The organism is Streptomyces sp. GMY02 (assembly GCF_019056675.1).
Lineage (GTDB): Bacteria > Actinomycetota > Actinomycetes > Streptomycetales > Streptomycetaceae > Streptomyces > Streptomyces odonnellii.
In genome coordinates this window covers 1,490,225-1,504,851 of record NZ_CP077658.1, presented here as the reverse complement: position 1 = coordinate 1,504,851, position 14,627 = coordinate 1,490,225, and the positions used below count along the sequence as shown (strand labels likewise).

The 14,627-nt window shown below is 73.8% G+C and carries 13 protein-coding genes; 6 read left to right on the top strand and 7 right to left on the bottom strand.

Features of this window, described 5'->3' with window-relative positions:
- Positions 1-176: 176 nt before the first annotated feature.
- The gene (locus KQY30_RS06250; RefSeq protein ID WP_217305950.1) at positions 177-2,192 is read left to right on the top strand and encodes a DUF5107 domain-containing protein; all 2,016 of its coding nucleotides are present in this window, start codon (positions 177-179) and stop codon (positions 2,190-2,192) included.
- A gap of 154 nt (positions 2,193-2,346) precedes the next feature.
- Here KQY30_RS06250 and KQY30_RS06245 read toward each other — a convergent pair whose 3' ends face one another.
- The 4 genes from KQY30_RS06245 to KQY30_RS06230 all read right to left on the bottom strand — a co-directional run bounded on the left by KQY30_RS06245 (position 2,347) and on the right by KQY30_RS06230 (position 5,320).
- The gene (locus KQY30_RS06245) at positions 2,347-2,706 is read right to left on the bottom strand and encodes a VOC family protein (RefSeq protein WP_217305949.1); all 360 of its coding nucleotides are present in this window, start codon (positions 2,704-2,706) and stop codon (positions 2,347-2,349) included.
- Between the two features lie 41 nt (positions 2,707-2,747).
- Positions 2,748-3,557 carry a class I SAM-dependent methyltransferase gene (locus tag KQY30_RS06240; protein ID WP_217305948.1) on the bottom strand — a complete coding sequence of 270 codons (810 nt, stop codon included), beginning with the start codon at positions 3,555-3,557 and terminating at the stop codon, positions 2,748-2,750.
- 70 nt (positions 3,558-3,627) lie between these two features.
- Positions 3,628-3,801: a hypothetical protein gene (locus tag KQY30_RS06235; protein WP_217311532.1), complete on the bottom strand. Its 174-nt coding sequence runs from the start codon at positions 3,799-3,801 to the stop codon at positions 3,628-3,630.
- A gap of 25 nt (positions 3,802-3,826) precedes the next feature.
- Positions 3,827-5,320, bottom strand: coding sequence for a bifunctional phosphatase PAP2/diacylglycerol kinase family protein (locus tag KQY30_RS06230; protein ID WP_217305947.1), 1,494 nt, complete (start codon positions 5,318-5,320; stop codon positions 3,827-3,829).
- Between the two features lie 269 nt (positions 5,321-5,589).
- On the opposite strand from KQY30_RS06230, the gene KQY30_RS06225 reads away from it, so the two are divergent.
- Complete coding sequence (locus tag KQY30_RS06225) at positions 5,590-6,807, top strand: aminotransferase class I/II-fold pyridoxal phosphate-dependent enzyme (protein ID WP_217305946.1); 1,218 nt, start codon at positions 5,590-5,592, stop codon at positions 6,805-6,807.
- 216 nt (positions 6,808-7,023) lie between these two features.
- Here KQY30_RS06225 and KQY30_RS06220 read toward each other — a convergent pair whose 3' ends face one another.
- Together KQY30_RS06220 and KQY30_RS06215 are read right to left on the bottom strand one after the other, a co-directional pair.
- On the bottom strand, positions 7,024-7,698 hold the full coding sequence (locus tag KQY30_RS06220; RefSeq protein ID WP_254407543.1) for a DedA family protein: 675 nt from the start codon (positions 7,696-7,698) through the stop codon (positions 7,024-7,026).
- Entirely contained in the window at positions 7,698-8,489 is a 792-nt protein-coding gene (locus KQY30_RS06215; RefSeq protein ID WP_254407542.1) for an MBL fold metallo-hydrolase, read from the bottom strand. Before KQY30_RS06215 ends, KQY30_RS06220 begins: the two co-directional genes overlap by 1 nt.
- Positions 8,490-8,751: 262 nt before the next feature.
- Between KQY30_RS06215 and KQY30_RS06210 the strand changes: the two genes are divergently transcribed.
- The 4 genes from KQY30_RS06210 to KQY30_RS06195 all read left to right on the top strand — a co-directional run bounded on the left by KQY30_RS06210 (position 8,752) and on the right by KQY30_RS06195 (position 12,662).
- Positions 8,752-9,186, top strand: a complete 435-nt coding sequence (locus KQY30_RS06210) for a hypothetical protein (RefSeq protein WP_217305943.1) — start codon at positions 8,752-8,754, stop codon at positions 9,184-9,186.
- A gap of 176 nt (positions 9,187-9,362) precedes the next feature.
- On the top strand, positions 9,363-11,648 hold the full coding sequence (locus KQY30_RS06205; protein ID WP_217305942.1) for a phage holin family protein: 2,286 nt from the start codon (positions 9,363-9,365) through the stop codon (positions 11,646-11,648).
- A 187-nt stretch (positions 11,649-11,835) separates the two neighbouring features.
- Positions 11,836-12,294: a hypothetical protein gene (locus KQY30_RS06200; RefSeq protein ID WP_217305941.1), complete on the top strand. Its 459-nt coding sequence runs from the start codon at positions 11,836-11,838 to the stop codon at positions 12,292-12,294.
- Between the two features lie 92 nt (positions 12,295-12,386).
- Positions 12,387-12,662 (top strand): hypothetical protein, encoded by a 276-nt coding sequence (locus KQY30_RS06195; RefSeq protein ID WP_217305940.1) that lies wholly within the window; start codon positions 12,387-12,389, stop codon positions 12,660-12,662.
- Between the two features lie 344 nt (positions 12,663-13,006).
- Here the strand turns inward: KQY30_RS06195 and KQY30_RS06190 are convergent, their stop codons facing one another.
- A complete protein-coding gene (locus KQY30_RS06190; protein WP_217305939.1) occupies positions 13,007-14,575 on the bottom strand; it encodes an AbgT family transporter in 1,569 nt (522 codons plus the stop codon).
- Between the last annotated feature and the right edge of the window lie 52 nt (positions 14,576-14,627).

Sequence of the window (14,627 nt, the reverse complement as noted above, 5' to 3'; positions counted from 1 at the left end):
AAGTCCGGATCGAAGACCGAGGGTACGGCGCTGAGGGCGGCCCGCACACGGAATTTCGTGGTGACCGGTGCCCGCCGAGTCACCCTGGTCAGCGTGGCGTCCAGCGTGTTCCATGGTCATCGGGACGTCGGCCGGAGGAGCCGCCGGCCCGCCCGCGTGAACGAAGCGAGGTTGCCGTGGCCACGACCGTGCGACGTGCCGTACTGACCCTGCCCGCCGCTCCCCTGGGGCCGGAGAACCCCCTGCCGGCCCTGCCGACCCTCGATGAGGCGCACACCGTCGACGAACGCGCCAGAAAGAGGCTGCCGGCCGACATGGCACGGCAGATCGGCTACGCGCCCCTGCGCACCCCGCTGCCCGTCCGGATCCTGGACGGTTACGGGAGGGAGCGCCGCGAGACCGATGTCGATGCGGTCGTGATCGAGAACGACCGGCTGCGGGCCCTTGTCCTGCCCGGCCTCGGCGGCCGGATCCACTCGCTCCACCACAAGCCGACCGGCCGTGAACTGGTCTACCGGAACCCGGTGTTCCAGCCAGCGAGCTTCGCGCTCAACGGCGCCTGGTTCTCCGGCGGCATCGAGTGGAACATCGGCGCGACCGGCCACACCACCCTCTCCTGCGCCCCGGTGCACGCCGCCCTCGTACCCGCCCCGGACGGCGGCGAGATGCTCCGGCTCTGGGAGTGGGAGCGACTGCGCGACCTGCCGTTCCAGGTGGATCTGTGGCTGCCCGACGGTTCCGACTTCCTCTACACCGGGGTACGGATCCGCAACCCCCATGAGCGGACCGCTCCCGTCTACTGGTGGTCCAACATCGCGGTCGAGGAGGGCGAGCGCACCCGCGTACTCGCACCCGCCGAGTCCGCCTGGCACTTCGGGTACGAGCACGAACTGCGCGAAGTGCCCGTACCGGTGCCGGATCCCGGCGGCGCGGGCGCGGACCATACGTACCCGCTGCGCGCGGAGTTCCCCGCCGACTACTTCTACGACGTGCCGACGGAGGCGCGGAAGTGGATCGCCTCGCTCGACGAGCGGGGCACCGGACTCGTCCAGACCTCGACCGACACCCTGCGCGGCCGCAAGCTGTTCCTGTGGGGCGCCGGCCGCGGCGGGCGCAACTGGCAGCGCTGGCTGACCGAGCCGGGCACGCCCGGATACGCGGAGATCCAGGCCGGGCTCGCTCGTACCCAGCTCGAACACATTCCGCTCGAAGCCGACGGTGAACTGAGCTGGCTGGAGGCGTACGGGCCGCTCACCGCGGGCCCGGAGGCGGTGCACTCGGCCGACTGGGACCGGGCCCGCGCCGAGGTCACGGACCGGCTCGAAGAGGCCCTGCCGCGCGCGGCGGTCGACGCCGCCTACGCGGCATGGCTGCCGTACGCCGACACCGAGCCGGCTGAGCGGCTCGCGACCGGCTCGGGCTGGGGCGCACTCGAAGTGCTGCGCGCCGGATACAAGCTGCCGGGCACGCCGTTCGACGAGTCCACGCTCGGGGAGGAGCAGGCGCCCTGGGTGGAACTGCTGACCAGCGGCATGCTCCCGGTTCCCGACACCGCCGTACCGCCGGGCCCCACGCTGGTGGCGCCGCACTGGCGGGACATGCTGGAGACCGCGCTGGACGAGCCGCTGACCGAGTACCACCTCGGGGTCGCGCAGTGGCACGCCGGGGATCTGGCCCAGGCGGTACGGAGCTGGGAGCGCGGGCTGCGCAGGGCGGCCTCGCGCTGGCCGCTGCTGCGCTGTCTGGCCGTCGCCGACCAGCAGGGCGGACACCCCCACCGGGCGGCCGACCACTACGCGGCGGCCTTTGACTTGCTCTGCCAGGACGTCGCGGGGGACGCCGGCGCCGAGCGGAACGACACGGTGGGGAGCGACGGAGCATGGACCGCCGTCGCGGCGGCGCTCGGCCGCGAGACGCTCGACGCGCTGCTCGCGGTGGACCGTACCGGTGAGGCGCGCGGGGTCTGGGAACGGTTGCCCTCGGACGTACGGCGGGGCGGCGCCTTCCTGTTCGCCGAGGCGCGGCTGCTGGCCGCCGAGGGCGAGAGGGAGGCGGCTCGCGCCCTCTTCGAGGCCGGCTTCGAGGTACCGGATCTGCGGGAGGGCGCCGAGACGCTGGGCGAGGTGTGGGCGGGGCTCACGGACGAACCGCTGCCGGACGCCTATGAGTTCCGGATGCGGTCGACGGGCTGAGCCCGGGTGCCGTGAGCTTTGGCGCCATGAGCCGCGGTGCCGTGAGCCCTGGTGCCGTGAGCCCCCGGTGCCATGAGCCCCGGTGCCGTGGGGCCCGGTGTCATGAGGTCAGATGCCGTGAGCCTGATGTCATGAACCGGGCCGGGCCCGGCGGTCACGCACCTTGGGCCGCTCTGCGGTCGACGTACTCGAAGACCGAACCGTCGGGGTGCACGGCGATCAGATTGCGCCCCACCGGGGTCGGCACCGGGCCTGCCAGGACCTGGGCGCCGACCTCGGTGAGGATCGTGAGAGCCTCGTCGACGTCCTTGACGGCGATGGTCGCCGTGACTTTGCGCAGCACCTCGATCTCGGACGCGGGGCCGCTCATCAGCAGGAAGCAGCCGACGGCGGCGACCGAGACCCCGCCGCGCTCGAAGCGGAGCGCGGGGCTTCCGGTGAGCCGTTCGTAGAACACCACCGAGCGGTCGAGGTCGTCGACGCAGATGCGCAACGTGGTTCCCAGGATTTCCATACGGATCAGGTTAGTTGGCGAGGGCGGGCCAGGAGATCGATTCAGACGCGGCAGAGGATCTCGCCGTGCGGGACCATGAACCAGCCGTCCCGGGCCCCGCCCCACTCCCGCCAGGCCTCCGCGATCTCCGCCAGTTCCGGGCGTGTCGCGTGCCCGCCGCCGACCGCCCGTCCGGCGTAGTCCGACGCGGTCGTACGGTCCGCCCACAGCCCGCTCCACCAGGCGCGCTCGTCGGGCGTGGCGAAGCACCAGGTGGCAGCGGTGGCGGCGATGCCGGTGAATCCCGCCCGCCGCGCCCAGGAGAGCAGTCGCCGCCCGGCCTCCGGCTCACCGCCGTTGGCGCGGGCGACCGTACGGTACAGCTCCAGCCAGCCGTCCAGCCCCGGGACGGCGGGGAACCAGGCGAAGGCGCCGAAGTCCGCGTCGCGCGCGGCGACGACACCGCCCGGCCTGCACACCCGGCGCATCTCGCTCAGCGCCCGCACCGGATCGCCGACATGCTGGAGGAGCTGGTGGGCGTGGACGATGTCGAAGGAGTCGTCGGGGAAGTCCAGTGCGTGGACATCGGCGACCGCGAAGCGGACATTGCGTACGCCGGCCGCCTCGGCGGTCTCCTGTGCCTGGCGGAGCACATCCGCGGAGGCGTCCACGGCGGTCACCGTGCCGGGCGCGACGAGCGCTGCCAGATCGGCGGTGATGGTGCCGGGGCCGCACCCCACATCAAGGACGTCCTGGCCCGGCCGCAGCTCGGGCAGCAGATACGCGGCCGAGTTGGCGGCGGTACGCCAGCGGTGCGAGCGCAGCACGGACTCGTGGTGGCCGTGGGTGTAGACGGCGGTCTCCTTCGGCATGGCCGGTCCCCTCTCACGCGGTGTCCGGCCACCGTACGCCGCCATGTCGGATAATGAGACCCGCGTCTTGCTATGTGGGCATGGCCGGCTTCGGTCGGTTCGTACGCGCCCACTCCTCCCGGGTGAGCGCGTACGCCACATCGCCGTGCTCCGAGCCCTCGATGGTCTCCGGCCATTCCTCGAAGAAGGTACGGACATACCTCAGCCCGGCGCGATCCTGAGCCGGTGGTAGCGGTCTGTCCACCGTGTATCCGCGGGCTTGCACCGGCTCAGAGGAGCGGCTGCGGGCGGTAGACCGTGAGGGCCTCGGCTGCCTTGTCCAGCACCAATTCCCCCGGCGCTTCGGCCACTTCACCGTCGAAGGCCAGCGGGGTGCCCGGGGCGATGCCCGTGATCCGCAGCCGGGTCCTGCGCTGTGCCGTGTGGACCGGGGAGCGGCTCAGCGGGCCCGCGAGGGCGGCGGCGAGCAGGCGCAGGCCGGGGGCGCGGCCGCCGTGGACGACCCGTACATCCAGCAGACCGTCGGCCAGATCGCGCCGGTGGCCCGGCGTGGGGCCCATCCGCTCGTACAGGGCGTTCCCCGCGAACAGCAGCCACAGCGAGCGCCGCCGGCCCTCGAACTCGGCCTCCAGCGGCCGCCCTTCGCGCAGTACGGTCAGCGCCGCGAGGACGCCGGCGGGCCAGCCGCCGATCCTCGGCGCCCAGCGCTCGCGGACCCGTACCAGCTCCGGATAGACGCCCAGACTGAACGTGTTGAGGAAGCAGCCCGCCGCCGAGCCGTCCGGGCCCGGGGAGAAGCGGCCCAGGTCGACCCGGACGGCGTCGCCCGCCACCACGGCACGGCAGGTGTCCTGGACGGTCTCCGTCCCCAGGTCGTACGCGAAGTGGTTGAGCGTGCCGCCGGGGAAGACGGCCAGGGGCAGACCGTGCCGGGCGGCCGTGTCCGCGGCGCGGTTCACCGTACCGTCGCCGCCGAGGACCCCGAGGGCACGGCACCGGCCCGCGGCCTTCTCCAACTCCGCGGCCACCTCGTCAGGACCGCACTCCACGACCTCCGCGAACGGCAGCGCGTCCCGCAGCGGCGCGGCGGCGCCGGACGATCCCGAGGCCCGGTTGACCACGACGACCAGGCCCCGGCCGCCGGGCAGCGCGGGGGCCTCGGTGTGCGGCCGTCCGGGCGGCGGGAGCTGCGCACGGGTCGGTACGATCCCGCGCACGGCGAAGGCCGCGCCCACCCCGAGCGCCGCGCCCGCCAGCACATCGCTCGGATAGTGCACCCCGGTGTAGATCCGGGACAGGGCCACGGCGGCGGCCAGCGGGGCGACGGCCGTGCCCCAGCCCTTCGACTCCAGCGCCACCCCGGTCGCGAAGGCCGCCGCCGAGGCCGCGTGCCCGGAGGGGAAGGACGTGGTGAAGGGCTGGCGCTTCAGCCGTCTTATCACCGGTACGCCGTCGAGGAGCGGACGGGTACGGCCCACCGCTCGCTTGCCCACCGTATTGACGGCGGCCGAGGCGAGCCCGAGCGAGGCCACCCCGCGCAGGGCGGCCCGGCGCGAGCGCGCGCCGCGCCCCAGGGCGGCGATACCGGCGGCGACGCCGAACCAGAGCAGTCCGTGGTTGGCGCTCCGGCTGAGGCGGGGCAGTACGGGATCGGCGCCCGGCCAGCGGCGCGCGGCGAGCGAGCGGAAGGCGCGCTCGTCCCAGGAGCGGAGCAGCGCGGCGATCGGGGCGCGGGTTTCGTGGTGTGCGGTGGTGTCCAGCATGGGACGCGGGTACCCGGCGGACGCCACGGTCAAGCGGGCGGACACCGCTTTGGGGGTTCCGCTCCGGGCGCGGCCCGGGAAGCACGGGGTCACAAACCTCCGTAACCTCCGTACAAAGGACTCGAATCAAGGGCTCGCCCCACAGGTCTCGGGCCCCGCACAGGTCTCGGGCCCCGCACAGGGATCAGACCCCGCACAGGGCTCGGGCGCCACATGGGGCACGGGTGCCACAAGGGGTACGCAGTCGGGACAGGCGGGAGGTGGACGGTATGCGGCGGACGGTTTCCGAGGGCCGTGGTCCCGTCCGGTTCGGCCCGCCCTTCCCCGAGGCGGGGCTGCCCGCCCTGCCCGGACTGGCCGACGCCTGCGCGGCGGCCACCGCACGCACCGAACCCGAACCGCCCGGCGGTGGCGCGGCGCTGCGCGAGGCGGCCCGCGGGTACTGGTCGCGGCGCGGGCTCCCCTGCGATCCCGAGGACGTGGCCGTCGCGCCCGGCGCGCAGCCGCTGCTGTTCGCGCTGCTCGCGGCGTACGACGGCGAGGTGCTGATGCCGAGGCCCTGCCCGGCCTGGTGGTCTCCGCAGGCGCGGCTGCTGGGCCGGCCCGCGTACCAGGTGCCGGCCCCGGCCGAGGCGGGCGGGGTGCCCGATCCGTACGCCCTGCTGGAGACGGTCCGCAGGGTACGGGCCGAGGGCGGCACCCCGCGGGTGCTGCTGCTCTGCCCCGCCGACGACCCCACCGCGACCGTCGCCCCGCCCGAACTGGTGCGGGAGGCCTGCGAGGCGGCGGTCGGCGAGGGGCTGCACATCATCAGCGACGAGACCTGGCGCGACACACTGTTCCGGCCGCACGAGACGGTGCTGCTCAGCCCGGCCGAGATGTGGCCCGACGAGGTCGTCGTCGTCCATGACGCGGTCGGTTCACTGCTTCCGGCCGCCTGGCCGATGGCCTGCGCCCGCTGTCCCGCGACCGGCGAGGGGGCGGCCCTGCGGGCCAGAACGCTCGACATCCTCACCGCGCTCGGCGCGCTGGTCTCGGGACCCGTGGCGGCCGCGGCGGCGCTGGCGCTGGACGAACCGGACGCGGTCGGTGAGCGGGCACGGGCCGCCGCCGGACTGTACGCGCGCGTGGGCGCCGCCGCCCACCACGCGGTGCTCGTCTCCGGCGCCCTGGCCCGGCCCCCGGAGGCGGGCCGCCACCTCTACGCCGACCTCGGCCCGCTCCGCGCGCGGCTGGCGGAGCGCGGGGTGACCGACTCCATGGAGCTGGAGAACCATCTGAGCGAGCGCCTCGGCACGCCCGCGCCGGGCGGCCACCGCTTCGGCGACGAACTGGGCGCGCTGCGCGTACGCCTGTCCACGGCCCCGCTGCTCGGGCCGACGCCCGGACACCGCCTGGAGTCCCTCATGGCGTCGGCGCCTCTGGAACTCCCGCATGTGGAGCGGGCGCTGACCGATTTCGCGGCGGCCTTCGCCGAACTGCGCTGAGCCGTACCCGAGTCGGGAACATCCCTGAGTGGGGGACGTCCCCGAGGCGCGAGCCGCTGCCCCGTACCGCGTGCGGTGTCCCGTACCGCGTGAGCCGCCCCGTACCGCATGCGCTGTCTCGTACCGCATGCGCGGCCGCGTACCGCGTGAGCTGCCCGTACGGCTCAGGCCCCGTACCGCGTGCGCAGTCCCGTACGGCTCAGACCCCCGTACCGCTCAGGTCTCCTGGCCCTCCCGGCACTGCGGTCCCTCCGTGTCCGGGCCGTCCGGCCTCGCCGGGCCGCGTACCTTGCGCCAGAGCACCGGGGCCCCGCTCAGGACCACCGTCAGCAGCACCGCCGCGAGCACGCCCTCCCACGGCTTCGCGAAGAGCGAGCCGCCCAGGACCCCGATGAGCTGGTACGTCGCCGTCCAGGCCAGACAGGCCGGGATGTCGCCGCGGGCGAAGCGGCGCAGGGGCCAGTCCGCCAGCAGACAGGCCAGCATCACCGGAATACGGCCCGCGGGGACCAGACGGGACAGGACCAGGACCGTCACCCCGTGCTCGCGGAGCTTGACCCGCGCCTGTTCCTGGCGGTCGGGCGGGGCGTACCGGCGCAGCGACTCCAGCCAGCGCGAGCCGTTCTTCGAGCCGACCCCGCGCCGCCCCAGCCAGTAGAGCGCCAGATCGCCGAGGAAGGCCGCGCCGGCCGCCACCAGGAAGACATGGAGCATGGCGAGCGGGCTCGTCTGATGGAACGCCACCACCGCGGCCGAACTGACCACCGCGCCCGTCGGCACCACCGGCACCAGCGAGCCCAGCGCCACCAGCAGGAACACCGACGGATAACCGACGGCCTGCTGGGTCGACTCCGGCGGCAGCTCGGCCAGCCGTGATATGACCCCGTCGATCACAGCACCGCCCCCGGCCGCACACTCTCGCCGTGCCGGAGCAGATGGACGGTCACCTCGGGCGCGAGCGTGGCCGCCTTCCGTACGAACTCGTCGCCCGGCGCGTAGAACTCATGGGGACGCACACCGTCCAGCCCGATCGGCCAGTACGTCCCGAAATGCACCGGTACGGCCGCGCGCGGCGCCAGTTGGGCCAGCGCCTGTGCCGCGCGCCCGGCGTCCAGATGGTGCGGCCCGAGATGCGGACCCCAGCCGCCGACCGGCAGCAGCGCCACATCCACCGGACCCACCACGTCCGCCATCGTGTCGAAGAGCCCGGTGTCACCGGCGAAATAGGTCCGTGACTCACCGCTGATCACATAGCCGAGCGCGGGGGAGCGGTGCGGCCCGACCGGCAGCCGCCGTCCGTCGTGGTCCGCGGGCACGGCCCGTACCCGCAGCGCCCCGATCTCCACCTCGTCGCCCGCGTCGACCTCGGCGATCCGCAGCCCGGCCGGATTCCTGCGCGCGTCGAGCCGTCTGAGTGAGGGGACGGAACGGTCGGCGCCGCGCGGCAGGATCAGTCGGGTGCCCGGGGCCAGCCGGGCCAGTGAGCGCGGGTGCAGATGGTCGGAGTGGAGGTGCGAGACCAGCACGGCGTCGGCGACCGTCGCCTCCGGCGGCGGAACCGGCCCGAGGCGGCGGCGGAGATGGGCCAGCCTCCGGACGAACACCGGATCCGTCAGCACCCGGACCCCGGAGTCCTCGACCGTACAGGTGGCATGGCCCCACCAGGTGATGACTGTTCCCAACCCGACCTCAGCTCCGCCCTCCGTACCGCTCCCGGTGCCGGGCACGGTCTGCGCGTACCCGGCCAGCGTACGGTGGCGGCTCGTCCGGCGTACGGTGCCTGGTTCACCGGCATACGGTGGCGGCTTGTCCCGCGGGCTGGATGCGCCCCGTTCGCGCCCCGCTGCCCGCCGGGTACGCGCCTGCCGCTCGGGGGCGCGCGCGGAGTAGGGTCTGCGCACGAGGCCGGGCGCCGTGCGCGGGCGCGGAAGCGGGGGGACTGCCATGGGTGACATCCGGGACGACGGTGACATCCGGGACGACGTACGGGTCGCCGTGATCGCCAGCCTGACCCCTCTGGAAGAACTCGACAGCGACCCCTTCCTGGTGGACACCCGTGGCCAGCACGCCATGTGCGCGCGCTGGGCCGAGGACAAGGGCTATGTCGTCACACGACAACTCCTGTTCTACGGGCTGCGGCCCAACCACCTCGGGCTGTGGGTGGACGTCGACGACGGGGTGGTCGACGTGTTCGTCGCCGCCAACGACCGGGTGCTCGACCGGGCGTTCACCTCGGTGCGGGCCTTCGCCGAGGAGTGCGAACGCAGGGGCGTACGGCTGGAGACCGTCGGGCTGGACGAACCGCGGTACGACGCGGCCATGAAGGCCGGGGTCCACCGCAGGCTGTCGATGCCGACGGCGGGCTACGACGGCTGCTGACGCCCGGCGCCCGTCCCGGAACACCCCGCGCCCGTCCCGGAACGCCCATCGCCGCTCGCCGAGCGCCCACCGCCTTTCCGGAACGCTCGCCGCCCTTTCCTGGTCGTGCGGCGCGCTGTGCGAGGCTGGGCCGGAGCCCGTGCGGTGTACGGGCCCGGACGTGAGGTGACAGCGGAGTGCTCAGGGGGCGGTGGCGTACGACGGGCAGGGCCCTGCTGCGGGTGATCGTGGTGTGGGCGGTGTCCACGGTGACGATGCTGGTGCTCGCCGGGATCCTGCCGCAGTTCCGGCTCCAGTCCGGCGACGGCGAGAGCATCACCAAGCTCGCGCTGACCGCGGCCTGCGGCGCGGGCGCGTTCGGACTGCTCGGCGCGCTGGTCTGGCCGCTGCTCGTACGGGCGTTGCTGCTGGTGCCCGCGCTGGTCCTCGGCCTGCTGGTGTTCTTCCTCAACGGCTCGCTGCTGCTGCTCGCGCTCCGGCTGGTCCCGGTCGGCCAGGGCGCGGCCAACGCGGAGACCGCGGTGGTGGTCGCCGCAGTGATGTCCGCCGTCGCCTCCGCGACCTCCACGGCTCTCGCGGTCGGGGACGACGACGCCTACCGGCGAAGACTCTCGCGCCTCGCCGACCGGCGGCGGCGCAGAAGCGGCGAGGACGGCCGGTACACCGGGGAGCCCGGTACGGTCTTCCTCCAGCTCGACGGGGTCGGCCACCGTGTGCTGCTGGACGCGGTCGCGGACGGGGTGATGCCCCATGTCGCCGCGTGGCTCGGGGAACTGCCCGACCGTCGGCCCACCCACCGGCTGACCCCCTGGCGCACCGACTGGTCCAGCCAGACCGGCGCCAGCCAGCTCGGCATCCTGCACGGCTCCAACCACGACATCCCCGCCTTCCGCTGGTACGAGAAGGACAGCGGCCGGATCATGGTCAGCAACCGGCCCGCGAGCGCCGCCGTCCTCCAGCGCCGGGCCATCCGGCGCACCGGCGACGGCGGGCTGCTCACCCTCGACGGCGCCAGCCGGGGCAATCTCTTCAGCGGCGGCGCGGACCAGCTCGCCCTGGTGCTCTCGATGGCGGCGCGGCGCGGCCGGGCCAACCGCTCCCGGGCCGGCTACTTCGCCTACTTCTCGGACCCGGCCAACGCCGTGCGTACGGTGGTCTCGTTCGTCGCCGACGTCGGCCGCGAGATCGGGCAGTCGACCCGGGCGCGGCTGCGCGGCGACCGGCCAAGGGTCGGCCGGGGCGGGCTCTATCCGCTCATCCGGGCCTTCGCAACCGTCGTCGAGCGGGACGTGGTGGTCGCGGCGGTGCTGGGCGACATGCTGGCCGGCCGGACCGCCGTGTACGCCGACCTCGTCGCGTACGACGAAGTCGCCCACCACTCCGGGCCGCACAGCCGGGACGCCGCCCAGGTCCTGCACCGCCTCGACCGTGCGGTCGGCCTGATCGCGGAAGTCGCCGAGCACGCGCCCCGCGCCTACCGGATCGTGCTGCTCTCCGACCACGGCCAGAGCCCCGGAGCGACCTTCGAGAGCGTCTACGGACTCACCCTCAGGGATCTGGTGCGCGCGGGCTGCGGACTGCCCGTGCCGCGCAGGGCCGTACGCACGAGGAGCGGGGCCGAGGCGCGCGACGCCGCCCGGCACGCCGTACGCAGCGCGCTGCACCGGCCGGTGCGCGAGGGCGCCGAGGAGAAGCCCGCGCCGGGTTCGGACCCGGTGGTGCTCGCTTCCGGCAATCTCGCGCTGATCTCCTTCCCGGACGTACCGGAACGCATGAGCCGCGAGCAGATCGACCGGCGCCACCCGGCGCTGCTGCGGACCCTGGCCAGCCATCCGGGGATCGGGTTCCTGCTGGTACGGAGCGAGGAGCACGGCTCGGTGGTGCTCGGGCCCGGCGGGGCGGAGGTGCCGCTCGCGGAGCTGGACGACAGCGGGCCGCTCGCGCACATGGGGCCCGGCGCGGCCGATGCCGTACGGCGCACCGACGCGTTCCCGCATGTCGCGGACATCATGGTCAACTCGATGTACGACCCGGAGACGGGGCAGGTGCACGCCTTCGAGGAGCAGATCGGCTCGCACGGCGGGCTGGGCGGCGAACAGTCGCGGGCCTTTCTGCTGTCACCGCTGACGCTCTCCGCGCCGCTGACGGAACCGCTGACGGAACCGCTGCCAGGCGGGAGCCGCACCGGCCGGTACGACACAGAACCCGACCACGAACCCGCCGCCGAACCCGCCGCAGAAGCCGACGGCGAACCCGGCCGCGGACTCCCCCGCGAACCCGGCCGCGAACTCGTCGGCGCCGAGCAGGTGCACCGGGTGCTGCGGCGCTGGCTGCGCGAGGCCAGCGGGCCCCAGGTGCCGCTCGGAGCGGCCCCCGACGGCACGGCGAACGTCCCCGCCGGCGTGGCGAACGTACGGTCCGCCGAAGCACAAACGGCCGAGGGCGAGGGGGACCGGGCCTAGCCCACCTCCCCCATGCGAGCGGTTTCCGCCGGTAGCAGGACGCGCCACGACGGTTCCTGGGCAGAGGACGCATGTCCAGGAGGTCGTGCCCATGTACCATGCCGCGCTCGCCGTCACCCGTGCCGCAGCCAGGGCCTGCCGTCGAACTGCCCTCTGCCGTTCGACGCCTGGTACGCACGCTCGGGGCATGGCCGGAGCCGCCCCGGTACGTCCGGTACGCGGGCGATCCTCCGCCGTGCGACCGCACGCGCCGGCCGCCGCCCGGCCCGGCCTCCGGCCGTACGAACGCGGTTCGGCGACAGGTCCTCGTGCTGCCGCCGCGCGGCGGGCCGTGCTGGTGACGCTGCTGGTACTGATCGCCTTTCTGGGCATGTCGCTCGCCCGGGGCGTCCCGGCGGCGTCCGGCGCCGAGCCGCCGCCCCCGGCCGCCGCCGGCCGTGAACCGGCCGGCGAGGGCCAGCAGGACACGGCCGAGACCGAACAGACCGCCCCCGGCAGAACGGAACGGGCCGGCGGGCCGCGCTTTCATCCGGTGACCCGCCCCGGTCAGCACGGCCCGGGAGCGACTCCGTACACACGCCGGTGCGCCCCGGCCCTGCCGCCGCGCCAGCCGGCCTTCCCCCGCTGTGTGGTGCTGCGCTGCTGACAGTCCCGGCCCGGAGTACGCCGTCGCGTACCACCAAGTGCCCCTGGGACAGCAGCAGTTGATTCAGCCCAACTCACAGTGAGGACACAGCCATGCCCATTGACCCCTTCGCCGCACTGAACGCCATCCTGCGCGCCGAGGCCGCGCGCGCCGACCTCGCCCGTCGCCGGGCCGCGGGCTCGGGAAGCTCCGCGGGCTCGGGGAGTTCGGGGAGTCCGGCGAGTCCGGGAAGTTCGGCGGGCTCGGGAGGGTCCGGTAGTACGGCACGCTCCGCGCGGCCGGCGGACGCGGAGCGGGACGCCGCACCCGTGGCCGCCGCGGAACGCGGAGCCGCGGTAAGGCGGAAGAAGACGGGCACGCGCCAGTAGCGGCACCTCATCGGCCGGCCGTTCCCCGCCGGGAGCGGCCGGCCCCCGGATCGGACGACTAGGTCCTGTCCGGCGGATCTTCGTGGATCAGCCCGGGGCGGCTGGTGGAGGGGGTCCCTCCCGTGCCGTTCAGGCTACGGGGGAGCATCGCAAGGCGGAGGATCGGCGTTGTGGATGGCCCGGCCGTACTTGGACGACTCCGACAACGCGGCGAGGTGCCGTGCCAGGCGTTCCGGGCCCGCGAAGATCCGCCGGACAGGGCCTAAGGCGTGCGGCGCCCCGGCCATGGTTCCGGGGCGCCGCGTGAATCCCGTTCCGCCGCAGTACGGTTCGGCCGCCGGGCGTCAGCGCACCGGGGCGCCCGGTCCCAGCGGAATGCCCGTCGCCCACCAGACCAGGAACAGCGCGGTCCACGCCAGCGTCATGGCGACGGCCAGCGGCAGGGTGTACGAGGCGAGCGTGCCGATCCCGGCGTTCTTGCGGTACCGCTGGAGGAAGCCCAGCGCCATGATGAAGTACGGACTCATCGGGGTGATCGCCGTCGACCCCGAGTCCGCGATACGGAACAGCGCCTGGGTCGTCTCGGCGGGCACACTGACGAGCATCAGCATCGGCACCAGTACGGGCGCGGCCAGCGCCCACATCGCGGAGCCGCTGGTGACCATCACATTGACCAGTGTCAGCAGCACCAGGATCAGCAGGAACACCAGCACGATCGGCATACCGCTCTGCTCCAGGGCCTCCGCCGCCCTGACGGCGAGCACATCGCCGATATGGGTCCAGTCGAAGTACGCCAGGAACTGGGCGATCGCGAAGAACAGCACCAGCACCGGCGCCATCTGCTTGACGCCCTCGCCCATCAGCCTCGGTACGTCGCCGGCCGAGCGGATCGAGCCCGAGCGGTACCCGTACACCATGCCGGTCAGACCGAACACCACGGCGACGACCGCCGCGATGCCGTCCAGGAACGGCGAGTCGACGATGCTGCCGCCCTCGCCGCGCAGCGGCGACCCCTGCGGCACCATCACCGCGACCAGCACCACGAGCACCGCCACCAGGGCCATGACCGCCGCGCGCAGCGCCGAGCGCTCCCGCGCGCTGAGGGTCAGCGCGCCGAGGTCTTCGAGATCGGCGTCCGGGTCGGCGTCGAGGTCGGGCCGCCGGCTCAGTACGAATTTCGTCACCAGGGTGATGACAGCCGCGAGGAGCACCGACGAGGCGATGTTGAAGAACCAGTTGCTCAGCGGCGACACATAGGCCGCGTCCCCGCCGACGATCCGCGCGGCGGCGGTGGTGATGCCCGCGAAGATCGCGTCATTGGGGGTGGGTATCGGGCTCGCGTCGTACCCGGAGGCGATGGCCGTGTAGGCGACGACGATGCCGAGGACCGGGGAGCGGCCCACCGCGCGGAAGGCCAGCCCGCCGAGCGGTACGAGGATGATGTACGCGGCGGCCGAGGCGACATGGGCCACGGTGCCCGCGAAGGCGACCGCGAACACCACCCAGGACGCGGGCACCCGCGAGACGCTGACCCGCATCAGCGCCGCGAGGAAACCGGTGCGTTCGGCCACGGCCACGCCCATGATGACCACCACGATGGTGGCCATGGGCGGGAAGGAGGCGAAGTTCTCGATCATCGTCGAGACCGCCATGGCCAGCCCGTCACCGCTGAGCAGATTCTCCACTGCGACGGTCTTGTGGTCGCTGGGCGAGACGACCGAAACGTCGGCCGCCGCCAGGATCGCGCTGACCACGGCGAGGACCGCGGACAGGATCCAGAACAGCCAGAACGGGTGCGGCAGCGCGTTGCCGGCCCGTTCGACGACGGCCATCGCGCGGACGATGCGCGGCAGCCGGGTCTCGTCGCCGGGTGGTGCGGGTCTGCCGGGTGGGGCGGGGGTCGATGTGGTCATGGGAGCGGCTCCTTGCTGGGGTCCCGGGGCTGGGTTCCCGGGACGGCGGGGA